The organism is Oxalobacteraceae bacterium OTU3CINTB1 (genome assembly GCA_024123955.1).
Lineage (GTDB): Bacteria > Pseudomonadota > Gammaproteobacteria > Burkholderiales > Burkholderiaceae_D > Rugamonas.
In genome coordinates this window covers 3654583-3677192 of the sequence record CP099652.1, presented here as the reverse complement: position 1 = coordinate 3677192, position 22610 = coordinate 3654583, and the positions used below count along the sequence as shown (strand labels likewise).

At 65.5% G+C, this 22610-nt stretch carries 22 protein-coding genes; 10 read left to right on the top strand and 12 right to left on the bottom strand.

Features of this window, described 5'->3' with window-relative positions; translation table 11 throughout:
* Nucleotides 1–7: 7 nt before the first annotated feature.
* Nucleotides 8–1609: an ABC-F family ATPase gene (locus NHH73_16085; protein USX24149.1), complete on the bottom strand. Its 1602-nt coding sequence runs from the start codon at nucleotides 1607–1609 to the stop codon at nucleotides 8–10.
* Nucleotides 1610–1758: 149 nt separating this feature from the next.
* Between NHH73_16085 and NHH73_16080 the strand changes: the two genes are divergently transcribed.
* The 3 genes from NHH73_16080 to NHH73_16070 all read left to right on the top strand — a co-directional run bounded on the left by NHH73_16080 (nucleotide 1759) and on the right by NHH73_16070 (nucleotide 6686).
* Nucleotides 1759–2076, top strand: coding sequence for a hypothetical protein (locus NHH73_16080; GenBank protein USX24148.1), 318 nt, complete (start codon nucleotides 1759–1761; stop codon nucleotides 2074–2076).
* 233 nt (nucleotides 2077–2309) lie between these two features.
* Nucleotides 2310–6032 carry a TonB-dependent receptor gene (locus NHH73_16075; GenBank protein USX24147.1) on the top strand — a complete coding sequence of 1241 codons (3723 nt, stop codon included), beginning with the start codon at nucleotides 2310–2312 and terminating at the stop codon, nucleotides 6030–6032.
* A 141-nt stretch (nucleotides 6033–6173) separates the two neighbouring features.
* Entirely contained in the window at nucleotides 6174–6686 is a 513-nt protein-coding gene (locus NHH73_16070; protein USX24146.1) for a hypothetical protein, read from the top strand.
* 3 nt (nucleotides 6687–6689) lie between these two features.
* Here NHH73_16070 and NHH73_16065 read toward each other — a convergent pair whose 3' ends face one another.
* The 5 genes from NHH73_16065 to queE all read right to left on the bottom strand — a co-directional run bounded on the left by NHH73_16065 (nucleotide 6690) and on the right by queE (nucleotide 10261).
* Nucleotides 6690–7610, bottom strand: coding sequence for an LD-carboxypeptidase (locus NHH73_16065; protein ID USX24145.1), 921 nt, complete (start codon nucleotides 7608–7610; stop codon nucleotides 6690–6692).
* Nucleotides 7611–7637: 27 nt separating this feature from the next.
* Nucleotides 7638–8585 (bottom strand): alpha/beta fold hydrolase, encoded by a 948-nt coding sequence (locus tag NHH73_16060; GenBank protein USX24144.1) that lies wholly within the window; start codon nucleotides 8583–8585, stop codon nucleotides 7638–7640.
* 107 nt (nucleotides 8586–8692) lie between these two features.
* Nucleotides 8693–9175, bottom strand: a complete 483-nt coding sequence (gene tadA / locus NHH73_16055; protein USX24143.1) for a tRNA adenosine(34) deaminase TadA — start codon at nucleotides 9173–9175, stop codon at nucleotides 8693–8695.
* The gene (queD, locus tag NHH73_16050; GenBank protein USX24142.1) at nucleotides 9168–9614 is read right to left on the bottom strand and encodes a 6-carboxytetrahydropterin synthase QueD; all 447 of its coding nucleotides are present in this window, start codon (nucleotides 9612–9614) and stop codon (nucleotides 9168–9170) included. The genes tadA and queD overlap by 8 nt, the downstream gene beginning before the upstream one ends.
* 11 nt (nucleotides 9615–9625) lie before the next feature.
* Entirely contained in the window at nucleotides 9626–10261 is a 636-nt protein-coding gene (queE, locus tag NHH73_16045; protein ID USX24141.1) for a 7-carboxy-7-deazaguanine synthase, read from the bottom strand.
* Nucleotides 10262–10426: 165 nt separating this feature from the next.
* On the opposite strand from queE, the gene NHH73_16040 reads away from it, so the two are divergent.
* Together NHH73_16040 and NHH73_16035 are read left to right on the top strand one after the other, a co-directional pair.
* A complete protein-coding gene (locus NHH73_16040) occupies nucleotides 10427–11302 on the top strand; it encodes a sensor histidine kinase (protein USX24140.1) in 876 nt (291 codons plus the stop codon).
* A gap of 80 nt (nucleotides 11303–11382) precedes the next feature.
* A complete protein-coding gene (locus tag NHH73_16035; GenBank protein ID USX24139.1) occupies nucleotides 11383–12417 on the top strand; it encodes a diguanylate cyclase in 1035 nt (344 codons plus the stop codon).
* Here NHH73_16035 and NHH73_16030 read toward each other — a convergent pair.
* From NHH73_16030 to NHH73_16015, 4 genes are all read right to left on the bottom strand, one after another.
* The gene (locus NHH73_16030) at nucleotides 12401–12655 is read right to left on the bottom strand and encodes a hypothetical protein (protein USX24138.1); all 255 of its coding nucleotides are present in this window, start codon (nucleotides 12653–12655) and stop codon (nucleotides 12401–12403) included. The genes NHH73_16035 and NHH73_16030 overlap by 17 nt on opposite strands.
* Complete coding sequence (locus NHH73_16025) at nucleotides 12643–13485, bottom strand: DNA/RNA non-specific endonuclease (GenBank protein ID USX24137.1); 843 nt, start codon at nucleotides 13483–13485, stop codon at nucleotides 12643–12645. The genes NHH73_16030 and NHH73_16025 overlap by 13 nt, the downstream gene beginning before the upstream one ends.
* Before the next feature lie 208 nt (nucleotides 13486–13693).
* Complete coding sequence (locus NHH73_16020) at nucleotides 13694–13909, bottom strand: hypothetical protein (GenBank protein ID USX24136.1); 216 nt, start codon at nucleotides 13907–13909, stop codon at nucleotides 13694–13696.
* Nucleotides 13910–14016: 107 nt separating this feature from the next.
* On the bottom strand, nucleotides 14017–14673 hold the full coding sequence (locus tag NHH73_16015) for an HAD family phosphatase (protein ID USX24135.1): 657 nt from the start codon (nucleotides 14671–14673) through the stop codon (nucleotides 14017–14019).
* A 144-nt stretch (nucleotides 14674–14817) separates the two neighbouring features.
* Here NHH73_16015 and NHH73_16010 point away from each other — a divergent pair, with 144 nt between their 5' ends.
* Together NHH73_16010 and NHH73_16005 are read left to right on the top strand one after the other, a co-directional pair.
* Entirely contained in the window at nucleotides 14818–17208 is a 2391-nt protein-coding gene (locus NHH73_16010) for a diguanylate cyclase (GenBank protein USX24134.1), read from the top strand.
* Between the two features lie 81 nt (nucleotides 17209–17289).
* A complete protein-coding gene (locus NHH73_16005; protein USX24133.1) occupies nucleotides 17290–18579 on the top strand; it encodes an NCS2 family permease in 1290 nt (429 codons plus the stop codon).
* On the opposite strand, the gene NHH73_16000 is transcribed toward NHH73_16005, so the two are convergent.
* Nucleotides 18572–18826 (bottom strand): hypothetical protein, encoded by a 255-nt coding sequence (locus NHH73_16000; GenBank protein ID USX24132.1) that lies wholly within the window; start codon nucleotides 18824–18826, stop codon nucleotides 18572–18574. The two genes, NHH73_16005 and NHH73_16000, sit on opposite strands and share 8 nt — an antisense overlap.
* A gap of 125 nt (nucleotides 18827–18951) precedes the next feature.
* On the opposite strand from NHH73_16000, the gene NHH73_15995 reads away from it, so the two are divergent.
* A complete protein-coding gene (locus NHH73_15995; protein ID USX24131.1) occupies nucleotides 18952–19410 on the top strand; it encodes an Lrp/AsnC family transcriptional regulator in 459 nt (152 codons plus the stop codon).
* 140 nt (nucleotides 19411–19550) lie between these two features.
* Entirely contained in the window at nucleotides 19551–20603 is a 1053-nt protein-coding gene (locus tag NHH73_15990; GenBank protein USX24130.1) for a GGDEF domain-containing protein, read from the top strand.
* On the opposite strand, the gene NHH73_15985 is transcribed toward NHH73_15990, so the two are convergent.
* Nucleotides 20582–21586, bottom strand: coding sequence for an SDR family oxidoreductase (locus NHH73_15985; GenBank protein USX24129.1), 1005 nt, complete (start codon nucleotides 21584–21586; stop codon nucleotides 20582–20584). The genes NHH73_15990 and NHH73_15985 overlap by 22 nt on opposite strands.
* 94 nt (nucleotides 21587–21680) lie before the next feature.
* On the opposite strand from NHH73_15985, the gene NHH73_15980 reads away from it, so the two are divergent.
* A complete protein-coding gene (locus NHH73_15980) occupies nucleotides 21681–22607 on the top strand; it encodes a LysR family transcriptional regulator (protein USX24128.1) in 927 nt (308 codons plus the stop codon).
* Nucleotides 22608–22610: the final 3 nt, after the last annotated feature.

The following is a 22610-nucleotide window of genomic DNA, read 5'->3' as shown; positions in this document are numbered from 1 at the left end:
TAAGAAGTTAATCGATGCCCTGGCTGGTCAGGTAGTCCTCGTAGTTGCCGCGGAAATCGACCACTTCGTTTTCCTTGATCTCGATGATGCGGTTGGCCAGCGACGAGACGAATTCGCGGTCGTGCGAGACGAAGATCAGGGTGCCGGCATACTTTTCCAGCGCGATGTTGAGCGACTCGATCGATTCCATGTCCATGTGGTTGGTCGGCTCATCGAGCAGCAGCACGTTGTGGCGGCCCAGCATCAGCTTGCCGTACATCATGCGGCCCTTCTCGCCGCCGGACAGCACCTTGACCGACTTCTTGACCTCGTCGCCGCCGAACAGCAGGCGGCCCAGGATCGAGCGCACGGCCTGGTCGTCGTCGCCTTCCTGGGTCCAGTCGCCCATCCAGTCGGTCAACGTCGTGTCCTTGGAGAATTCCTCGGTCGGATCCTGCGGCATGTAGCCGACGTTGGCGTTCTCGGCCCACTTGACGGTGCCGTGGTCGGCGTGCAGGCCGGCGATGTCGTCGCCGCCTATGCAACGCAGCAAGGTGGTCTTGCCGGCGCCGTTGGCGCCGATGATGGCGATGCGCTCGCCCGCCTCGACCATGATGCTGAAGTTATTGAACAGCTGGCGGTCGTATTTCTTGGCGATGCTGTCGACTTCGACGGCCAGGCGGTGCAATTTCTTCTCGCCGTCGAAGCGCACGAACGGATAGGCGCGCGACGACGGCTTGATGTCGTCGACCTTGATCTTCTCGATCTGCTTGGCGCGCGAGGTCGCCTGGCGGGCCTTGGATTTGTTGGCGGCGAAACGGCGCACGAAGTCCTGCAGTTCGGCGACCTTGTCCTTGGCCTTGGCGTTGTTGGCCAGTTGCTGGTTGCGCGCCTGGGTCGAGGCGAACATGTACTCGTCGTAGTTGCCCGGATAGATCTTCAACGTGCCGTAGTCCATGTCGGCCACGTGGGTGCAGACTTGGTTGAGGAAGTGGCGATCGTGGGAAATGATGATCATGGTGGAGTTGCGGTCGTTCAGCACGTCCTCCAGCCAGCGGATGGTGTTGATGTCCAGATTGTTGGTCGGCTCGTCGAGCAGCAGGATGTCCGGATTCGAGAACAGCGCCTGCGCCAGCAGCACGCGCAGCTTCCAGCCCGGCGACACGTTGCTCATCGGGCCCTTGTGCAGCTCGATGTCGACGCCGGCGCCCAGCAGCAGCTCGCCGGCGCGCGACTCGGCCGTGTAGCCGTCGTACTCGGACACCTTGCCTTCGAGCTCGGCGGCCTTCATGTAATCATCGTCGGTCGCCTCCGGATTGGCGTAGATGGCGTCGCGTTCCTGCATCGCGGCCCACATCTCGGTGTGGCCCATCATGACCACGTCGAGCACGCGCATCTCTTCATAGGCGAACTGGTCCTGGCGCAGCTTGCCCAGGCGCTCGTTCGTATCCAGCATCACGTTGCCGCCCGACGGCTCCAGATCGCCGCCCAGGATTTTCATGAACGTGGATTTGCCGCAACCGTTGGCGCCGATCAGGCCGTAGCGGTTGCCATCGCCGAACTTGACGGAGATGTTTTCAAACAGCGGCTTGGCGCCGAATTGCATGGTGATGTTAGCGGTCGATAGCATTCTGAATTGGGCTTTTCTTAATTAAATCATGCCGTTAGGCGGAAATGCGGGATTATACAGCACCCACCGCGCGGCACTGGGCGACAGGGGCTAAAACATGGCGTACAATTTTGTTAACGAAGCTGCTTGATACCCGGGAGGGACGCAAAATGGATGAGCGCATCGCCAGACTGGAGGAGTTCGCGACCGACGCCAGGGAAAGGCTGGCGCGGATCGAGGCGCGGCAATCCGAGCTGGCGGCGCATCAGCTGGACCTGACCGGTAAAGTGGGCGCCCTGCAAGCGGAAATGCACAGGGGCTTCGCCGACATGATCAAATGGGTGGTCGGCACCGCGATCGTCCTGGGCGGCACCGCGCTGACGGTGATCACCTTCGTCCTCAACAATGCCACGCCCAAAGCCGCCCCGTTAGCGCCGCAATCGGTGGTGGTGTACGCCCAGCCCGTGCCGGTCCCGCCGGCAAAATGAGGCAGCCCATGCAGTCCCAACGGCGCGATCCGCGCCGACGCTGATATCCAAATTCCGCCGCGAACACTTGTTTTCCGCCCAGATCAGTATTCCGCTCAACCGGGTGATTCTTTTCCATTTGCCAATCCGCGCGCCTGTTTTCGACACTAGACTGATTACTAATATATCAGCCGGTGTAACACCGCCGGCATTAAAAAATGGCCGCAAAGGCCAGTCAGGGAGAGAGAGACAACATGCACGGACACACCCATGGCGCGCGCGCCTATCCAGGTAAAAAACCACCGAGCCCCACACCGGTCGCCTATGCGGTTTCGATCGCGCTGGCCTCGCTCGTCGCCGGCCACGCCGCCGCCCAGGACGCCAAGCCGGACGCCCCGGCGGCGCAGTCACCCGCGCCCGCGCCGGCCGCCACGGACATCAAGACCGTCGTGGTCCAAGGCCAGCGCGCGGCCCAGCAATCGGGCATCGAACGCAAGAAGAACGCCGCCACGGCGATGGACTCGATCGTCGCCGACGACGTCGGCGCCTTCCCCGACCGAAACATCGGCGAGGCCATCTCGCGCATCTCCGGCGTCGCGCTCGACCGCGGCGACTTCGGCGAAGGCGTCAGCGTCGCCATCCGCGGCAACAGCGCCGACCTGACCCGCGTCGAAATCGACGGCCAGGGCGTGCAATCGGCCGGCGGCACCGACATGAACGGCGGCGGCAGCGGCCGCGGCGTCGAGTTCCGCTCGCTCTCGGCCGACCTGATCAAAAGCGTCGACGTCGTCAAGGGCGCCACCGCCGACATGACCGAAGGCTCGCTCGGCGGCGGCATCATCATCAAGACCCGCACCAGCCTGGACTTCAAGGACCCGTTCTACTCGCTGCGCCTGGCCGGCTCGCAGGGCTCGCTGAACAAGGAATGGTCGCCCGACACCAACCTGATCCTGACCCGCAAATTCCTCGACAACCGCTTTGGCGTCATGCTCAACGCCTCGACCTCGCGCGTGGTCAACGAATCGCACTCGTCCGAGGTCGCCACCACCCGCAACGCTGGCTATTCGCGCAACGTCGATTTCGACAATTCGCCCAACAAGACCTTCACCTACCAGCCAGGTACCCTGTCACCCAACGACCCGGCCAGCACCGCGCCGACCTTGCGCTCGCCGCTGACGGCCGGCGGCTTCTTCGACCACGCCTCGCCGGCCGACATCCTGACCAAATCGGCGGCGGCCCAGACCAAGGCGGCCTGCTACGCCGCCTTCCCGGCGCTGACCACGGCCCAGGCCAACGCCGTCAACGGCAACACCGCCCGCAACGCCGCCATCAACGCGCGCGGCAACGAGCTGCTCAGCTGCCTGAACCAGTGGAACGACTACACGCCGTCGCTGGTGCGCTTCCTCGAGAAGCGCCAGGAGGAAAAACGCGGCAACGTCGACCTGCGCTTCGACTTCAAAGTCAACAACCAGCTGACCGTGTACGGCAAGGTCAACTACGCCCGCCGCGAAGTGGACGACAGCAACCAGACCTACGGCCTGGGCGGACTGAACACCAATCCGGCCACCGCCTACAGCCCGACCTACCAGGGCCCGACCTTTACCGACACAGCGGCCGGCGTGCGCAGCGCCGTGCCCGGTTCCGGCTACTACCTGTACGACGGCGCCAGCTACCGCGCCAACTTATATCCGGCCACCGGCATCGTCGCCAACGTCGACCCGCGCTCTGTGCTGGTGGACGCCAACCACCACGTGACGCAATATACGATCAGCGACGCCAACGTCAACACCGACCAGATCCACAACGTCATGAAGACCACGGACCGCTACTTCCAGAGCGGCGGCGTGTACAAGGACGGCGGCTTCGTCGCCGAGTTCTTCGTCGGCGACGCCCGCTCCAAGTGGCAGCGCGGCGACAAACGCACCAACTGGAGCTACAACTACGGCCCGACGACGATGAAGGTGCTCCCCAACGGCCTGTGGACCTACGAGCAGCCGGCCGGCAGCAGCTTCAACCAGGCCGATCCGACCATCTACGCGCAGGTGCGCCCGGCCGGCACCGACACCAAGGCGGTCGACGCCGGTCCGAAGGGTCCGGCCGTACCGGCCTACACCATCAATCAGCAGCCGCTGAGCACGCAGGCGCCGCAAATCACCTTCTCGCCCAAGATGGCCGAGACCGAGGAGCGCACCGCCAAGGCCGACTTCAGCTATGCGCTCAGTGAGAAAGTGCCGTTCTTCAAGCGCGTCAAGAGCGGCTTCAACTTCCGCCAGACTTCCGGCAGCAGCTGGGGCGGCGGCGGTTCGACCGTGCAAACGGCCATTGGCGAGTTCGGCAAGGCGGGCTATGTGCCCGCGGTGATCCTGCCGAGCGCCAACGTACGCAGCTTCTTCTCCGGCTGCACCGACACCCCCGGCTCGCTCGGACCTGGCGGCAAGCCCTGCGCAAGCGGCTACGTGCCCAACACCGATCCGGCCTCGGCCCGCTCCGGCAACACCTTCATGTCGCAACAGCAGTTCCTCGACATCATCACGCAATCGATGGCGCAACGGAACACGCCGTTCTTCAACGGCATGCCGGACCGTCCGGCCGGGCTGATCGACGGCTGGAACCAGATCGACGTCGAAAAAGTGTTCAGCCTGGTCAACTCGCCCAACGTCAACTTCGACTGCGTCAAGGAATGCACCGCCAACGACGGCAAGGTCTATCAGCAGCCGGTGAGCACCTTCAAGGAGCGCACCACGGCGGCCTACCTGATGACCGACTTCGGCATCGATGAAATCCCGTTCACCAACCGCCGCCTGCCGTTCGGCATGGAGTTGGATGGCAACTTCGGCTACCGCGTGGTGCGCACCAAGGTCCACGCCACCGGCGTGATGAGCTTCACCTCCATCATCAAGACGGCCGCCTACGACCCGCTCAACCAGAACGCCGCCGGCGGCACCATCAGCGCCACGGCCAGCAAGCTGACCGCGCTCGACGCCAACACCACCGACTACCTGCCGATCCTGAACCTGTCGCTGTGGATGGTGCCCAACGAGGTGGTGTTGCGCTACAACCGCGCCAAGCAGGTCGCCCGTCCGCCGGTCAGCGCGCTGATCCCGGCCGGCACCTGCACCTATGACGAGCGGCGCCGCGACGACGAGGAACAGAGCTGCTCCGGCACCATCGGCAATCCGGCGCTCAAGGCCCAGACCAACCAGAACCAGAACCTGGCGCTGGAATGGTATCCGAACGACGATACCTCGTTCTCGGTGGGCGCGTTCCGGCAGGTGGGCAAGGTCGGCGGCAGCACGGTTGTCGGCAAGAGCGCCGTCGGCCTGTTCAGCGGTTCCGGGCTGGTCGATCCGCAGACCGGCCGCTCGCTCGACGGCCTCGGCTTCGACTACCGCACCTACGAGAACGGCGCCAACATCACCCGCACCGGCCTGGAATACGGCAGCAAGACCGCCTTCACCTTCCTGCCGTGGCTGCTGCGCTACACCGGGGTCGACCTGAACTACACCAAGCTGCGCTCGAAAAACACCGACCAGCGCGTGGTGGACCTGCTCACCGGCGAGGCGCTGCCACCCGTCGGCGAGTCGAAGTACACCTACAACGCCTCGCTGTGGTACGACGACGGCGCGCTGTCGATGCGCGTGTCGCTGCAGGCGGTCGGACAGAAGTTCAGCTGCATCGCCGCCTGCGGCGCCACGTCGGTCAACAACTACCCGAACGCGGCCGGCGGGCGCACCACCATCACGCCGTACAATCCGGGCTCGCCGAACTTCAAGAACGCCACCCGTTATGTCGACGCCAAGATCGCCTACCGCCTCAACAAAAACATGGAGATCTTCGCCGAGGGCCGCAACCTGAACCTGAGTTCGACCACCAACAGCCAAGCCCAGTACGCCCCGTTCGCCGACGGCACCCCCAACCTGCTCGACACCTCCTACGCCGGCCGCCGCATCATGGTCGGGATGAATTTCAGGAATTGACGCGCTTCACCCGGCACCAAGAGGAGGCGGTCTCCCTCCTCTCTTCGACAGCCCGGCCGCTCACGCGGCCGGGCTTTTTTTCTTCCCGCCGCTGACCGGCCTATCGATATAATCAGGAAATCTCAATCTGGAAGGTATTCGATGAAAGCTTTGCTTGTTTTGCTGGCAATATCCGGTTCCGCGCTGGCCGACGATCGCGCCCTGCTCCACTGCCGCACCATCGCCGAGGTGGCCGGCCGCGTGGCGTGCTACGACGCGATACCGGTGACGGCGCCTGCCGCCACGGGCGCTGCGGCTGCGGCTGCGGTATCGGCTGCGGCTGCGGCGCCGGCGCCGGCATCGGCCGCACAGACCGCAGCGGCCGCTCCGGCCGCCAACACCGAAGCCGGCTTCGGGCTCGACACCATCGCCAAGGACAGAAAAGCGGACTTGACGTCCATCGAAAGCACCGTTGTCGGAAAAATCGAAGGCTGGGGTCCGAGCACGCAATTCAAACTGGCCAACGGCCAGGTCTGGCGGGTGGTGGACGGCAGCTCGGAGTGGTTTATAGAGCGCACGAATCCGAAGGTCGTGCTGAGCCGCAACGCCATCGGCACCATCTTCTTCGAGGTCGACGGCGCCAAGCAGCCGCCACGCGTGCGCCGGGTGCAGTAAGCCCTACAAGGTGGGGTAGTCGCGGATCGTCAGCTCGAAGCCGCGCGCGTCCGACACCAGCCGCGCCATGCCGCCATATGGCAAGGTGGCATGGCGCCTGATATGGCCGAAAGGCAAGCCGGTCAGCACCGGCAGCGGCAAGCGCGCGCGCAGGTAGGCCAGCATGGTCTCGAAGTCGTAGCCGTTCTCCAGCGCGCCTAATTTATAGCCGGAAAAATCGCCCAGCACCAGCGCACGCTGGCCGTACAGCGCGCCCGCATACAGCAGTTGCAACACCATGCGCTCGATCCGGTAGGGATGTTCGGAGATATCCTCGATAAACACGATACCGTCGTCCAGCGCGTGGAAATATGGCGTGCCCAGCAGGCTGACCATCATCGCCAGGTTGCCGCCCCACAGCCTGCCGCCGACATCGACCACCGGATTGTCGGCGCCGCCGTCGGCCACCGCGCCGCGCACGGCATGCGCCGGACCGCGCAGGCAATCCCAGAATTGGCCCATCGTATAGGCATCCGGCTGCTCCGGGAGAAAATCGGCGCACACCATCGGCCCGCCGAAGCTGATGCGCCCGGTCTGCTTCATCAGCGCCATCTGGAAGGCGGTGAAGTCGCTATAGCCGACAAACAGCTTGCCGCTGTCGGCCATGGCGGCGAAATCGATCGCCGGCAGCAGCCGCGTCATGCCGTACGAACCACGCAGGGCGATGACGATCCGCACATCCGGATCGGCGGCGGCGGCGTCGAGCTGCGCCAGGCGGCCGGCGTCGGTGCCGCCGAAGCGCAGGTGCCGCTTGTCGTGTTCGTAATAATTGTGGACCAGGAAACCCTGCTGTTCGAGGCGGGCGATGCCGGCCTGGAGCGCGCCCGCATCGGGCGCGGCGCCACCGGGCGCGACAATGGCGATGCCGATTTTTTTGGTGTTCAAGTTGTTTCGAGGCTCAATTGTGAAGCGCTATTGTTGAGGGGTGCCGCTGCCGGCGCGACGCGCGATCAGCGCGGGCAGTTCCGGCGTCATATTACCGCGCAGATGATTGTCGAGCAAGGCGAGCAGGCGCTCGATCAGTTGCGGCGGCAGATCGTGGCCCATGCCCTCGATCACATGGAGCTTGGCGCCGGGGATCGCCTCGGCCGTGTCGACGCCGCAGGCCAACGGCACCAGCGGATCGGCGGCGCCGTGGATGACCAGCGCCGGACAGGCGATCTTGCGCAGCAGCGGCGTGCGGTCGCCCGAGGCGACCACGGCCACCATTTGCCGGGCGACGCCGGCCGGATTGACATTGCGGTTGAGCGCGCGCTCGATATTGGCGCGCAACTGGCGTTCCGGCGTCGGAAACGACGGGCTGCCGATGGTGCGGAACACGCCGACGGCATGGTCGATCACCGCCTTGCGGTCGCTGGCGTCGCCGGGGCCGCGCATCAGCGCCGCCCGCGCGGCCGCCGTCGGCCCGGGCAAGCCGCGCCGTCCGCTGCTCGACATGATGGACGTCAGGCTCAAGGTGCGGGCGCCGAAGCGCGCGGCGAAGATCTGCGCGATCATGCCGCCCATCGAGGCGCCCACCACGTGGGCCCGGGCGATGCCCAGCCCGTCGAGCAGGCCGAGCGCGTCGTTTGCCATATCGTTGAGCGTGTAAGCGGGCGACTGCGGCCAGCCGACCAAGGATTTAAGGTAGGCCAGCATCAGGTTGGGCTTTTTGAACTGGTCGAATTTGCTCGACAGGCCGATATCGCGGTTGTCGTAGCGGATCACATAATAGCCCTGCTCCACCAGGCCGTCGACCAGGTCCTGTGGCCAGGAGATCAGTTGCATGCCCAGGCCCATGATGAGCAACACGGGGGTATCCTGCGGATTGCCGCTGGCTTCGTAGGTGAGCGTAATGCCGTTTGCTTTTGCGGTAGCCAAAGCGGTCTCCGGGAGGGTGCGGGCGGCGATGCCGACGATGCGCCGCGCATCGTGGCTTCAGCATACCATTTTTGCCCGCGTCTGGAAACGCGGGCCCGGGGAGACCGCTATTCGGCGGCGTCGGCCCGACGGGCGGCGGCCGCCGCCGCGCGGCGGGCGGCGAAGAAACTCTTGAGCATGGCGCCGCACTCCTCGGCCATGACTCCGCCGCTGACCTCGGTATGGTGGTTCAGCTGTTCCTGTCCGAACAGATCGACCACCGAGCCGCAGGCGCCGGTTTTCGGATCGGTGGCGCCGTACACCACCTTGGACAGGCGCGCGTGCATCATCGCGCCCGAGCACATCACGCACGGCTCCAAGGTCACATACAGCTCGCAGCCCGGCAGGCGGTAATTGCCCAGCACCTCGGCGGCCGCGCGCAGGGCGACGATTTCCGCGTGCGCGGTCGGATCGTGCTTGCCGATCGGCTGGTTGTAGCCGCGCGCGATCACCACGCCGTCCTTGACGACGACGGCGCCGACCGGCACCTCGCCCAGATCCCACGCGTGCCTGGCCTGTTCCAGCGCCTGCCGCATAAAATCTTCAGGCATCGGTGATCTCTGCCCAGCAGTTGGGCGTCTCGTGCAGCACCAGCTTGTGCAGGTGCAAACCGGTGCCGTAGCGGTCCTTGTAGGCCGATTTCAGGATGGCGAAGGCGACATGCGCCAGGTTTTCCACCGTCGGAATGCGGTCGATGACGACCGTCTTGTGCCCTGGCAAGGTCGCCAGGAAATCGCGCACCGCCGCGTCCTTCTCGTAGACGATGAAGGCGTGGTCCCAGACATCGACCAAATGCTCTTTGGCCAGCGCCTTGATGTCGGAAAAATCCATGATCATGCCGTTGTCGGAATTGCCTTCGGCGGTGATGATGTTGCCGGTCAGCGTGATTTCCAGGGTATAGCGATGCCCGTGCAGGTTGCGGCACTGGCTCTTGTGGTCGGGGATGCGGTGGCCGGCGTCGAATTCCAGCTTGCGGGTAATAGTCAGCATGACATCTTTTCTTAGGGTATTTGTAAAAGTTTATGGGTTTGCAGGCTCAGCTTCCATTTCGGATTGCGCTTGCAGGTCTCGATCGCCAGTTTGGTGTTGAATTCGGCCAAGGGACCGTCCATCGCCTGCACATAGAAATGCTCGAAATCGAGCTGTTCGTACGCCGCCAGGTCCTGTCCCGTCTGCGGAATCACGACCTTGATCTCGCTGCCCCGGGTCACCACCAGGGTCGAACCCATCTTCGGGCTGACGCAGATCCAGTCGACACCCTCGGGCACCGGCAAGGTGCCGTTGGTTTCGATGGCGATCGTGAAGCCGGCCGCGTGCATCGCGGCGATCAGCACCGCGTCCAGTTGCAACAGCGGCTCGCCGCCGGTGAACACCACGTACTTGCTGGCCGGATAGACGGCCGGCCACAGCGCGGCGATCGTCGCTGCCAGCTCCTCCGCTGTCTTGAACTTGCCGCCGCCCTCGCCGTCGGTGCCGACGAAATCGGTATCGCAGAACTGGCACACGGCGCCGGCGCGGTCGCTCTCGCGGCCGGTCCACAGATTACAGCCGGAAAAGCGGCAGAAAACCGCCGGACGACCGGCGTGCGCGCCCTCGCCTTGCAAGGTGTAAAAGATCTCTTTGATGCTGTAAGTCACGATAATTCCTGATTGGACAACCCTCAATTATATCCCACGCGACACTTTCTCGCGGTTTCCGGCGCAACTTGACTTTGCACAATGCTGCTCTGCGGCAACCAAGGTACTTTCACAGGGTGGCGACCGACTGTATGCACCGGCGCCCGACCACAGGGGACGAACATCATGAACTACGCGCCGCAAGTCATCCAGATCGATCTCATCGTCACCGGCGTGTGCGCGCTGGCCTGGCTCGCCATGGCGCTGGTGTGGCGACAACGGCGTCAGCGCGGCGCGTTCGCCCGCGTCGAAGCGCGCCTGCAGGCCAGCCTCTCGCACGAGCGCGGCCGTCGCGCGCTGGCCGAGCAGGCGCTGACCGACACCCGGCGCCAGGTTTGCCACCTGAGCAAATGCCAGCAATCGCTGCGCGACGCCGACCGCCGCCGCATCGCCCGCGACCTGCACGACGACCTGGGACAGCACCTGCTGGCGATGAGTTTTGAGCTGGGTGCGCTGGCCGCGCGCCATCCGGAGCTCAAAGAGGCGCTGCAAAAGGTCGACGAGCGGGTCGCCTCGACCTTGCGCTCGATGCGCTCCATCGTACGCGATTTGCAGCCCGAGGGCCTGCGCGACGGCCTGCGCGGCGCGGTCGAGGAACAAGTGGCGCAGTTCTCGCGCCTCAGCGGCATCCCCTGCCAGCTCGACGCCGAGGCCATCGCCGCGGTCGGCCGCGTCGATGGCGGCATGGACAAGGTCATCTACCGGATTTTGCAGGAATCGCTCAGCAACATCGCCAGGCACGCCAAGGCTTCGCAGGTCTCGGTCGGCATCAGCCGCGCCCAGGACCGGCTGAGCCTGACGGTGCGCGACAACGGCGTCGGCATCGCCGCCGCCCGCGCTTCGGCAAACCCTTCGGTCCCACGCGGCCATCCCACCATCGCCTGCCATGGCCATGGCCTGCGCGGCATGGCCGAACGGGTCGCCGAGGCCGGCGGCGATTTCGATGTCGCCACCGCGCCCGGCCGGGGCACGGCGCTGACGATGTCGTTTCCGCTGCAATAACGCCACACCGGGCGCCCAGCACGGCGCCCGCACCGCACCTCCCTCCCAGACCACACCCCATATCCCCAAAGGCCGCCGTCATGACCCGCAAGCCCAAGATTCAACATGTGATGGAGTACCCCCAGCCGGAGCAGCCGCACGGATTCGCGCTCAAAATGATGGAATTGCTGGTCATCCCGACCTTCGTGCTCGATTGCCACGGCAAAGTCATCATCTGGAACCGCGCCTGCGAGCGCCTGACGGCGGTCGACGCCTGGGAAGTGCTGGGCACCAGCGATCACTGGCGTGGCTTTTACCATGAACAACGCACCACCCTGGCCGACCTGGTGCTCAAGGGCCGCGGCGCCGACCCGCACGGCCAGCGCCGCGCCGATCCCGACGGCAACCTGCGCGCGGAAAACTGGTGCGACATGCCGCGCATCGGCCGGCGCCGCTACCTGGCGGCCGACGCCAGCCCCATCGTCGACAACGAGGGCAAGCTGCTGGCGGTGGTCGAGACGCTGCGCGACGTGACGGACGAAAAATGCGCGCAGGTGGCGCTGGAACAGCTGGCCACGCGCGACGGCCTGACCGGTCTGGCCAACCGCCGTTGCTTCGACAACACGCTGTACGCCGAGTGGCAGCGCGCGCTGCGCCAGCAACAGCCGCTGTCGCTGCTGATGGTCGATGTCGACAATTTCAAGCAGTACAACGATGCCTACGGCCACCTGGGCGGCGACGAATGCCTGCAACGCATCGCCAAGGCGGTGGCCAGCGAAATGCGCACCAACGACCTGGTGGCGCGCTACGGCGGCGAGGAGTTCGCCGTGATCCTGCCCAACCAGTCGCTCAAGGGCGCGGCCATCGTGGCCGAGCGCATCCGCTGCCGGGTCGAGCAGCTGCACATGCCCAACCTGGGCACGCAGGGCCACGTGGTAACGGTGAGCATCGGCGCGGCCACCGCGCTGGCGGCGCCGGACAACGATTCGAGCCAGCTGGTGGCGGCGGCCGACTCGGCGCTCTACCGCGCCAAGCACATGGGCCGCAACCGCATCAGCCTGCCCACGGCCGACAGCGACCTGGCGGCGGCCATTGCCGATGCCGTGCAAACACCGCCCGTCAATCGAAAGGATTGACCACCTTCGTAACGGACGGCGCCGGCAATGCGGCCGGCAGCGCCATGGCCTCCAGCCGCGCCACGATATCGACCAGCAGCCGCTGCAGCAGGCGGGCGTCGGCCAAGCCGGCCTGGTCGGCCGTCAGGTCGATATCGCCGCTCACGGTGACCCGGTCGACCCGGTTCTCGATCGTCAGGCGGCCGACATGCAACACGTCCGACTCGTTCGCATAGGGAACGAATTTCAATTGGCCCATTGCCTGCTCCTCTCCTTGCCCGTGCCCTTGCGCTGACGCACATTGGGCAGCCGCAACAGCGCCTGCTTTTGCTGCGCCGACAACGACGGTAACAGATCGATGCCGATCCTGCTTTCCAGTTCGGCGACGCCGAGCACCTCGTACTCCGCACCGGCCCGGTTTTCGACGAAATAGGCGGCCCCGGCGCGCTGACGCGGGCTGTAGACCAATTTGTACAAGTGGGTCGGCACCAGCACGTCGCCGACTTTGCGCACTTCCCGGCCGATGAAGGCCGGACCGGTGATGACATACAGATCGCCCTCCTTTTGCGCCAGTTTCCGCACCACCGCCTCGATGCCGGCCCACAGGTGGCGGTTGTTCTCGGCGTCCTGCGGCACCATGTTGGCCAAGGTGAAGCTTTCGTGCTGGGTGCGCCGGTCCGGCATGTCGCCGTTGGGCGCCATGTGGCCACGGTCGTAGCCGCTGCGGGCGTAGTCGTCCAGCTCGGCCCGGGCGCCTGGCGGCAAACGCTTTTCCGCATGGAAGCTGTCTTCGCGCGATAAATCCCTGGCGGCGGCGATATGGTCGGCGGTCAGGTGCTCGGCCGACCACAGCGGCGTGCGCGTGATGCCGGAGTGCATGACGCCAAACACGCCGTAGCACAGTTCGGTGGTGGCGGCGCCCAGCTTGCGGTTGGCGATCTCCGGCAGGCGGCCATCGACATAGTGAACCGGGCAACGGGTTTTGACAGCGCCGGCCTCAAGCGCCGACGCGGGGGACAACAGGCCCGACGCAATGATCAGGCCGCAAGCGATGGCCGTTGCGGCCACGCTTCTTTGAAACACGTTCATATTTCCCTAGGGCAGATTTTGGAGGCGGCATTCTAGCGGACCGCGCCCCAAACAAAAAGGGCCGAATCCGTCAGGATCCGACCCTTTTCAAAACATCCGCCCTACCAGAGGCCTTGTTTTATATTTCAATAGCAATAACACTGGTTGTCATTTTACATTGTTTTTCGCGACGTGGGTGAAAATTTTGACAACCACCGACAAGTGCCCGTCAGGACGGTTTGTTGCGCCGCGTGGTGTTGCGGCGGCGGTGGCCGGTGCCGGTGCGGCCGGGCGGCTGCTTGGCTTCGCCCGCCTCGGCCCGCTGTTTGTTGACGATCCGGGCCGCCACCTCCTCCTCTCGGCCGGGGTATCTTCCTTCCTGTTCGAATTTGTGTTCCAGCTGCTTGTACTCGTGCTCGCGCTTGGGGCTTGCTCCTCGGGGCATGATGGACTCCTTTCTTCAGAACATGTTCAGCATCTACGCGAACCATGCTACTGAAAGCCCGTCGGCGATGTCGCACGGCTGCTACGCCGCAATCGCTGTTTCGCTTGTCAGCTTTCCACCGACAGCAGCAACTCGATTTCCGCCAGTAACTGCGCCATCGTGTCGACCACCCGGTAGGCGCCGGGGAAATCGTGGCCGCGGGTGAGCGCGTTGCGCAGGATGATGCAGCGGATGCCGGCCGCCATCGCCGCTTGCAGGCCGCGCGGCGAATCCTCGACCACCAGCGCGTCGGTCGCCGCCACGCCCAGCCGGGCCAGTCCCAGCAGGTACGGGTCCGGGGCCGGTTTGCTGTGGGCGCAGGATTCGTGGGTGAGCACGAATTCGAAGTGCCGCCGCAGCGGCAAACGCGCGTGGATGATGTCGAAGTGCTCGCGGATGGAACTGGTGACGACGGCCATGCGCACGCGCGGCGCCAGGCTGGCCAGCACCTCGGCCACGCCGTCGATGGCCGGAATGTGCTCCGACGCCAGCCGCAGTGCGTAACTGCGGTTGCGGTGCGCGCGGTGCTCCGCCATTTGCGCTTCGCCCATGGCCGGTTCCAGCAAATGCCAGGCGCCACGGTTGTCGGCCAGGTACCAGTCGAAGAAGTGCTGTTCGCTCAACCCGAGGCCAAGCGGCCTGAATAACTCCCGGTTGGCCTCGTAAAACAGCCGTTCGGTATCGACCAGCACGCCGTCGTTGTCCCACAAAATTGCTTGCAGCATACTCCGCATTCCTTGTAAAGGCCGCCGAGCGGCCGAGCGATGACCAGCACGGACGCCCCTCCGCCCCCTGGCAGCGGCGATTGTACCCGCTGGCCTTGCCCGTCAGGGTATGCAATACTTGCCCCCAACACATACAGGAGCGACATGGCCGTTTTCGCACGACTTCCGCGCAGCCTCAAATTCCGCATGACCGGGGTCGTCGTGATGCTGGTGCTGGGGGCGACGATGACCGTGGCCTGGGTCGCGCTGGTGCTCGCCGAGCGCGACATGAAAAGCGTCATCGGCGACCAGCAATACGCGCTGCTGTCGTCGGCCGCCGCCCAGGTCGACGCCCAATTCACCGCCAGGAAGGTGCTGCTCGCCAGCCTGGCCGACACCGTCGTCGAGGGCGACAGCGCCAGCCCGGCGGCCATGCAGGCGTTCGTCGCCCGCCACCCGGTGGCCCGCGCGCGCTTCCTCAACCTGCACATCTACAACCGGCAAGGCGCGCTGCTCAACACCGACGGCGCCGGCGGTGGCGCCGGTAGTGGCGCGGGTGGTGGAGTTACCGCGCTGGACCCGGGCGAGGCCGCGCACGCATGGTTCGAACGCGCGCTGGCGGCCGGCAAGCCGGCCGTGTCGCCGCCTTTCAAAAGCATCTTGACGGGCCGTCCGGCGATCATGATCGTCCATCCGGTGCTGGACGCCGGCGGCCGCGCGCTCATGCTGCTGTGCGGCAGCATCGACCTGGGCAGCCCCTCGTTCACCGGGCAGGTGGCGGCGCAGAAGCCGGGCAAGACCGGCTACACCTACATGATGACCGCCGACGGCGTGCTGCTGCACCACCCCAACCCGGCCTTCCTGCTCAAGCGCGTCGACCAGCGCCCGGGCCACAGCAAGGCCACCGCGCTGGCGCTGACCGGCTTCGAGGGCTGGACCGAGACCACCGGCCGCGACGTCGTGCCGGCCATCTATTCGTTCAAGCGGCTGCGGGCCACCGACTGGATCATCGGCGCCCGCTTCCCGGTCGACGAAGCGTTCGCGCCGATGATCGCCATGCGCCACAAGGCCATGCTGGGCGCTGCCGCCTTCGCCGCGCTGGCCGGGCTGATGGCGTGGATCGCGGTGCAGTGGATGCTGCGGCCGCTGGGCCGCCTGCGCGGGCACATCGACGACATCCGCGGCGGCCGCGCCGACATCGGCGTGCTGCAGCGCGGGCGCGCCGACGAAATTGGCGCCCTGAGCATCGCCTTCCACGAGCTGATGGCCGAGCGCGAGGCCGCGCAAACGGCGATCCGCGACAGCGAGGCGCTGATCAGCAGCATCCTCGAGCGCGCCCCGGACGCCTTCGTCAGCTGCGAGGCGACCGGCATCATCACCAAATGGAACGCCGCCGCCGAGCGCAGTTTCGGCTGGACCCGCGAGGAGGCGATCGGCCGCGACATCGCCGAGCTGATCGTGCCGCCGGCGATGCGCGGCAAGCACGGCGCCGGCATGCGCGCCTTCGCCGACGGCCACGCCGGGCGCCTGATCAACTCGCGGGTGCGGGTGGCGGCGCTGCACAAGGACGGCGGCGAGGTGCCGGTCGAGCTGTCGCTTGGCGCGCTGCGCCACGAAGGGGCGTACTATGCCACCGCCTTCCTGCACGACGTCACCGAGCGCGTGGCCTACGAGCGCCAGATCGCCGCCAGCGAAAAGCGCCTGCGCACCCTGGCCGACAACCTGCCGGTGCTGATCTCCTACCTGGACCACGCGCGCACCTTCCAGTTCCTCAACGCCACCTTCCTGCACTGGTTCGGCATGGACCCGGTTAAGATGATCGGCCGCCACCTGGTCGAAGGCATCGGCAAAACCCAGTACGCGCTGGCGCAACCGCACCTGGACCGCGCCTACCAGGGCCGCAACGCCACCTACGAGCACACCGCCAGGATCGACGGCGGCGAGCACGCGCTGGAGACCACCTTCGTGCCGGAACTGGGGGCCGACGGCGCCGTCATCGGCATCTATACGCTGACCCACGACACCACGCGCATGAAGGAAATCGAGCAGCGCCTGACGCAGCTGGCGCGCATCGACACCCTCACCGGCATCGCCAACCGCCGCATGTTCGAGGAAATCCTGCAACTGGCGATCGTGCGCGCCAAGCGCCATCGCAAGCCGCTGGCGCTGGCTTACCTGGACATCGACCACTTCAAGGCCATCAACGACACGCGCGGCCACGGCGCCGGCGACGACGTGCTCAAGGAGTTCGCCGCGCGCCTGACGGCCAACGTGCGCGCCTCGGACACCGTCGCCCGCGTCGCCGGCGACGAATTCATCATCATTTTCGAACAGGTGGCTCATGTCGAGGAGGCGGCGCGGATGGCGCTCAAGATTGTCGAAGCGATCCGGCGCCCGTTCGCCGTGGCCGATGCCGACATCGCGGTCACCACCAGCATCGGCCTGGCGCTGCACAACGGCGAAGGGGAATCGGCGGCGGCACTGGTGGCGCGCGCCGACAGCGCGCTGTACGCCGCCAAGCACAACGGCCGCGACGGCTACGCGATCGCCGACTGAGGCCTTACAGCGCGATCTCCTGCTTCGTGTCCCGCCGGGGTCGTGCTATTCTTCGCCCTCCCGCGCTACCGTACTTCACCCATGTCACTCACGCAATTCTTCAAGCTCGCCGAGCACGGCACGACCGTGCGCACCGAGGTCGTCGCCGGCCTCACCACCTTCCTGACGATGGCCTACATTATCTTCGTCAACCCGGCCATCCTGGGCGACGCCGGCCTGCCGAAGGACGCGGTGTTTGTCGCCACCTGCCTGGCCGCCGCGCTGGGCACGCTGATCATGGGCCTGTACGCCAACTACCCGATCGGCATGGCGCCCGGCATGGGCTTGAACGCCTACTTCGCCTACGCGGTGGTGCTCGGCATGGGCGTGCCGTGGCAAACGGCGCTCGGCGCGGTGTTCATCTCCGGCTGCCTGTTCATCGTCGTCAGCGTGTTCAAGGTGCGCGAGCATATCGTCAACGGCATCCCGCACTCGCTGCGGGTCGCCATCACCGTCGGCCTGGGCTTGTTCCTGGCGCTGATCGCGATGAAAAGCGCCGGCCTGGTGGTGGCCAACCCGGAAACGCTGGTCACCGTCGGCGACATGCACAATCCGCACACCCTGATGGCCATCTTCGGCTTCCTGCTGATCGTCACGCTGGACCGGCTGCGCGTGCCGGGCGCGCTGTTGATCGGTATCGTCGCCGTCACCGTGCTGAGCTTTTTCTTTGGGGGCAATACCTTCAAGGGCTTCATGTCGCTGCCGCCGTCGATCGCGCCGACCTTGTTCCACTTCGACCTGGCGGGCGCCATCTCGATGGGGCTGTTCAACGTGGTGCTGGTGTTCTTCCTGGTGGAGCTGTTCGACGCCACCGGCACCTTGATGGGCGTGGCCAGCCGCGCCGGCCTGCTGGTCAACGGCAAAATGGAACGCCTGAACAAGGCGCTGCTGGCCGACAGCTGCGCCATCGTGGCCGGCTCGGTGCTTGGCACCTCGAGCACCACCGCGTATCTCGAAAGCGCGGCCGGCGTGCAGGCCGGCGGCCGCACCGGCCTCACTGCGCTGGTGGTCGCGCTGCTGTTCCTCGCGGCGCTGTTTTTCGCGCCGATCGCCGGCGTGGTGCCGGCCTACGCCACCGCGCCGGCGCTGCTGTTCGTCGCCTGCCTGATGCTGCGCGACCTGGTCGACGTCGACTGGAGCGACACCACCGAAAGCGTGCCGGCGGCGATCACCGCGCTGGTGATCCCGTTCACCTACTCGATCGCCCACGGGATCGCCTTCGGCTTCATCACCTACGCCGGCCTCAAGCTGCTGACCGGACAGGCGCGGCAGGTCAAGCCGGTGGTGTGGATCATCGCCATCGTTTTCCTGATTAAATACAGCGTCACGTAATCTCGGCCAGCTCGCGGATCGCCTGCACGCCGATCACGTTGTGCAGGCGCATGCGGCACAGCACCAGCGGATCCTCCTCCGGCGCGGCCAGGCGCAAATGCACCTCCAGTCCGTGGGCGCCGGCGGTCGTGCGCAACCCGCGCAGCTCGATGCCCAGGCGGCGAACGACTGCCAGCGCGGCCTCGAGGGTGGCGATGGGCGCATCCGGCTCGATGCAAAAACGGTAGCTTTTATGGGTGGTATTCATGCCACCAGAATATCCATAGTCGAGCGAAATAGGCTCCCTGAATTTCCGCCGATATGGCCATTTTGCAGAAGATCATCCCCGAAGATGTAAAATCCACGGAATATTCATCTTCATGGGAGCGAAACGTGGACATCGACGAGATCGACCGCCGCATCTTGCGCGAATTGCGCCAGGATGGCCGACTGAGTAATACCAAGCTGGCCGAGAAAGTCGGCCTGTCCACCACGCCGTGCTGGAACCGCGTGCGGGCGCTGGAAGAAGGCGGCATGATCGAGGGCTACACCGCGCTGCTGAGCCAAACGGCGCTGGGCTACCCGGACACCGTCATCATCGAGGTCACCCTGGACCGCCACGACGACGACATCTTCGACAAATTCGGCCAGGCGCTGGCCGAACTGCCCGAGGTGATGGAAGCCTATTTGCTGACCGGCGAATACGACTACCTGATCAAGGTGGCGGTGGCCGGGACGGCGGGCTATGAGGAGTTCCTGCGACGCAAGCTCTACAAGCTGCCGGGCTTGCGGCACAGCCGCTCGACGTTCGTGCTGCGCTGCCTGAAACGCACTTATTCGGTCGCGCCATGAGGCAGCACCGCTATTATTGCATTTAGAGAATTGTTGATAAACAGTAGCAACTCCTGCGATTTCGCCCACATTTACACGAGAATCACTATTTTTTCCCGACCACAAGATTTATACTCTTGGGAAATTAAATGTGAACGTGCATGCGAAAACTCTTTGCTTACTCCTATTTCATTGGCGACCCGGAACAGCAGCGACAATTCTTTGTCGAGGGCCGTCCCGTCGTCATCCTGACCCAGGCCTTCGGACTGATCGCCTGGCTGTGCGCCATCACGTTGCTGTTCGGCTCGAACGGCGACGGCCACTTGAAAGTACTGCTGGGCGCGCCGGGCATCCTGGCCAGCCTGTTCATGACCGTCCGCGCGCGCTCGCTGCGCCAATTGATCGTCAGCGGCGTGCTCGGGGCCGTCACCACCGCTGTCGCGTTCCGGCTGTTCGTCGACCAGACAGCGCATCCGGTGTTCTGGGTCCTGCCGATCGGCATCGCCATGGCGCTGGCGGCGGCGCCGGTGTTTAGCGGGCTGATCAACTACGTCGCCACCGTCATCGTCATCTGGCTGGTCCTCGGCGCCGGCAATTTCCCGGGGCAGCCGGGGCGGCTCGACTTCAACCTGGCGCTGGTCGCCGTCGGCGGCAGCCTGTGCATCGGCGTCTATCTCAACATTTTCTTCCTGGCCTTACGCGTCGGCAATTTCCGCGCCAGGCAGGAGTTGACGGTATTGGCGTTCAAGGACGGCCTGACCGGCATGAGCAACCGCCGCAAGTTCACCCTGGACGCCCGCGCCGCCCAGCAAACCGCCGGTCCGCTGCATCTGCTGATGATCGACATCGACGACTTCAAGAAGATCAACGACACCCTCGGCCACGACGCCGGCGACGAAGTCCTGAAAAGAACCGCCGCCGTCATCGGCAAGCTGTCCGCCAGCCACCTGTGCGGACGGCTGGGCGGCGAGGAGTTCGGCGTCGTCTTCCACGGCAACCTCGCAGACGCGTGCGCGTTCGCCGGGCGCATGCTGGACGAAGTGCGGGCCGCCTGCGTGCCGGCGCGGACCATCAGCATCGGCATCGCCGAATTCGACAAGCAGGCCGACCTCTCGGTCAGCTACCGCCTTGCCGACCGGGCGCTGTATGCGGCCAAGCACGCGGGTAAAAACCGCTACGTCGTGGCGGACGATCAGCGCGAGGCGGCCGCCTGACGCCGATCCGGCGCCTCTTCCGGTTCCTCCAAACAGCCCAAGCCGATCAGCGTCGCCCGCATCGCCGTATCGAGCGGCGTATGCGGCTCGCCGCCCAGCACCGCGCGCAGCCGCGCGTTCGACATCCGCAACGGTTGCCGCCACAGGTAACGCATCTCGCGCAGCTCCCGCAACACCGGCACGAAAGGCGATGCCACGGTCAAAAGCCACCACGGGAAGGCCCCCGCCTTCAATTCCGGCCTGCCGGCGGCGCGCGCGATGGCGGCGACCATCCGCGTGCCGTCCGGATCCCAATGGCCCTCCATATGGTAAGTCGCGAACGTCGGCAACGCGTCGCCCTGCTCCACCAGCCGCACCATCGTCTCGGCGACATCGGGCAGGTAGGCCCATTGATGGCCGACGCCGGAACTGGACGGGTTGCTGATCGCCGTCACCGGCTTGCCAGGCTTGATCAAGCCTTGCGCCAGCCAGCTGTTTCCCGCCTTGGGTCCAAAGAAGTCGCCGGCGCGCACGATCACGGTGCGCACGCCATCGGCCGCTGCGGCCTTCAGGCGCGCCTCCAGCGCGACGCGGATCGCGCCCTTGCGCGTGACAGGATGCTGTGGCGAGTCCTCGCGCAGGTGGGGAAACGCATCGGGACCGTAGTTGTAGATGGTCCCGGGCAGCAGGATGCGCGCACCGCAGGCGCGGGCGGCGGCGATGGTGTTGTCGATCATCGGCAGCACCAGCGCGCCCCAGTTGCGGTAGCCGGGCGGGTTGACCGCATGGACGATCAGCGACACGCCCTTCGCCGCGCCGACCACATCGTCGTGCTCCATGGCGTCGCCGGACAGCCATTCGATGCCGTCGCCGCTGACGGCCACGCGTTCCGGCGCGCGGTGCAGCGCCTTGACCTTCCAGCCGCGCGCCAGCAGCAAGCGCGCGAGTTCGCCGCCAATGCCGCCCGTGGCGCCCAGTACCAATGCCGTGTTGATCTGTTCCATGCCGTTCTCCTGTGGGTAATCGATGGAGTCAGTGTGGACCGGATCGCGCTAAAAGAAAATTACAGAAACCCGAATAGTCGCTATACAATTATGTATGACTACCCCTGCGACCACCAGCGAACCGAATTGGGATTTATACCGCTCCTTCCTTGCCGTGATGGGCGAAGGGTCGCTGTCCGGCGCGGCGCGTGCGCTGGGTTTGACGCAGCCCACGGTCGGCAGGCATATCGAGGCCCTCGAGCAAGCGCTCGGCTTGTCGCTGTTCACGCGCTCGCAGGCGGGCCTGATTGCCACCGACGACGCCCGCGCGCTGCGTCCGCACGCCGAGGCGCTGGCCTCGGCCTCCACTGCGCTACTGCGCGCCGCGTCGTCGCTGGGCCACGGCGCCGGGACAATACAGGGAACCGTGCGCGTCACGGCCAGTGAAGTGATCGGCGTGGAAGTGCTGCCGCCGATACTGGCACGCTTGAAAGACAGCCATCCCGGCATCGCGATCGAACTGGCGATCTCCAACCGCATCGAGGATTTGCTCAAGCGCGACGCCGACATCGCCGTGCGCATGCAGCGCCCGCAACAGAATGTGCTGATCGCCCAGCGCATCGGCGATATCGAAGTGGGATTTCATGCGCGGCGGGATTATCTGGAACGGCATGGAACGCCGCATGGCTGGGCCGAAATGAAGGGGCATTGCTTGATCGGCGTGGCGACGGAAAACGCCTTCACCCGCAAGCTGTCACACAAACTGGAGCAATTGGACGCCGGCGCGTATGCGCTGCGCAGCGACAGCGACCTGGTGCACCTGGCGGCGATCCGCGCAGGGCTGGGTATCGGCATTTGCCAGGTGCGGCTGGCGGGCCGCGATCCCTCGCTGGTGCGGGTGCTGCCGGATCTGTTGAATATTCCGCTCGAAACCTGGCTGGCGATGCATGAGAACCTGCGCGCCAACCCCGCGTGCGCCGCCGCATTCACGGCGCTGGCCGAAGGATTATCCGGCTACGCCAATGGCCGGGACATCACTTAGTCA

What these genes read in the sequence shown, in the direction of transcription:
- NHH73_16085 (USX24149.1), bottom strand. Translation starts at nt 1,609, where the DNA reads ATGCTATCGACCGCTAACATCACCATGCAATTCGGCGCCAAGCCGCTG.
- NHH73_16080 (USX24148.1), top strand. Translation starts at nt 1,759, where the DNA reads ATGGATGAGCGCATCGCCAGACTGGAGGAGTTCGCGACCGACGCCAGG.
- NHH73_16075 (USX24147.1), top strand. Translation starts at nt 2,310, where the DNA reads ATGCACGGACACACCCATGGCGCGCGCGCCTATCCAGGTAAAAAACCA.
- NHH73_16070 (USX24146.1), top strand. Translation starts at nt 6,174, where the DNA reads ATGAAAGCTTTGCTTGTTTTGCTGGCAATATCCGGTTCCGCGCTGGCC.
- tadA (USX24143.1), bottom strand. Translation starts at nt 9,175, where the DNA reads ATGCCTGAAGATTTTATGCGGCAGGCGCTGGAACAGGCCAGGCACGCG.
- queD (USX24142.1), bottom strand. Translation starts at nt 9,614, where the DNA reads ATGCTGACTATTACCCGCAAGCTGGAATTCGACGCCGGCCACCGCATC.
- NHH73_16040 (USX24140.1), top strand. Translation starts at nt 10,427, where the DNA reads ATGAACTACGCGCCGCAAGTCATCCAGATCGATCTCATCGTCACCGGC.
- NHH73_16035 (USX24139.1), top strand. Translation starts at nt 11,383, where the DNA reads ATGACCCGCAAGCCCAAGATTCAACATGTGATGGAGTACCCCCAGCCG.
- NHH73_16030 (USX24138.1), bottom strand. Translation starts at nt 12,655, where the DNA reads ATGGGCCAATTGAAATTCGTTCCCTATGCGAACGAGTCGGACGTGTTG.
- NHH73_16025 (USX24137.1), bottom strand. Translation starts at nt 13,485, where the DNA reads ATGAACGTGTTTCAAAGAAGCGTGGCCGCAACGGCCATCGCTTGCGGC.
- NHH73_16020 (USX24136.1), bottom strand. Translation starts at nt 13,909, where the DNA reads ATGCCCCGAGGAGCAAGCCCCAAGCGCGAGCACGAGTACAAGCAGCTG.
- NHH73_16015 (USX24135.1), bottom strand. Translation starts at nt 14,673, where the DNA reads ATGCTGCAAGCAATTTTGTGGGACAACGACGGCGTGCTGGTCGATACC.
- NHH73_16010 (USX24134.1), top strand. Translation starts at nt 14,818, where the DNA reads ATGGCCGTTTTCGCACGACTTCCGCGCAGCCTCAAATTCCGCATGACC.
- NHH73_16005 (USX24133.1), top strand. Translation starts at nt 17,290, where the DNA reads ATGTCACTCACGCAATTCTTCAAGCTCGCCGAGCACGGCACGACCGTG.
- NHH73_16000 (USX24132.1), bottom strand. Translation starts at nt 18,826, where the DNA reads ATGAATACCACCCATAAAAGCTACCGTTTTTGCATCGAGCCGGATGCG.
- NHH73_15990 (USX24130.1), top strand. Translation starts at nt 19,551, where the DNA reads ATGCGAAAACTCTTTGCTTACTCCTATTTCATTGGCGACCCGGAACAG.
- NHH73_15985 (USX24129.1), bottom strand. Translation starts at nt 21,586, where the DNA reads ATGGAACAGATCAACACGGCATTGGTACTGGGCGCCACGGGCGGCATT.
- NHH73_15980 (USX24128.1), top strand. Translation starts at nt 21,681, where the DNA reads ATGACTACCCCTGCGACCACCAGCGAACCGAATTGGGATTTATACCGC.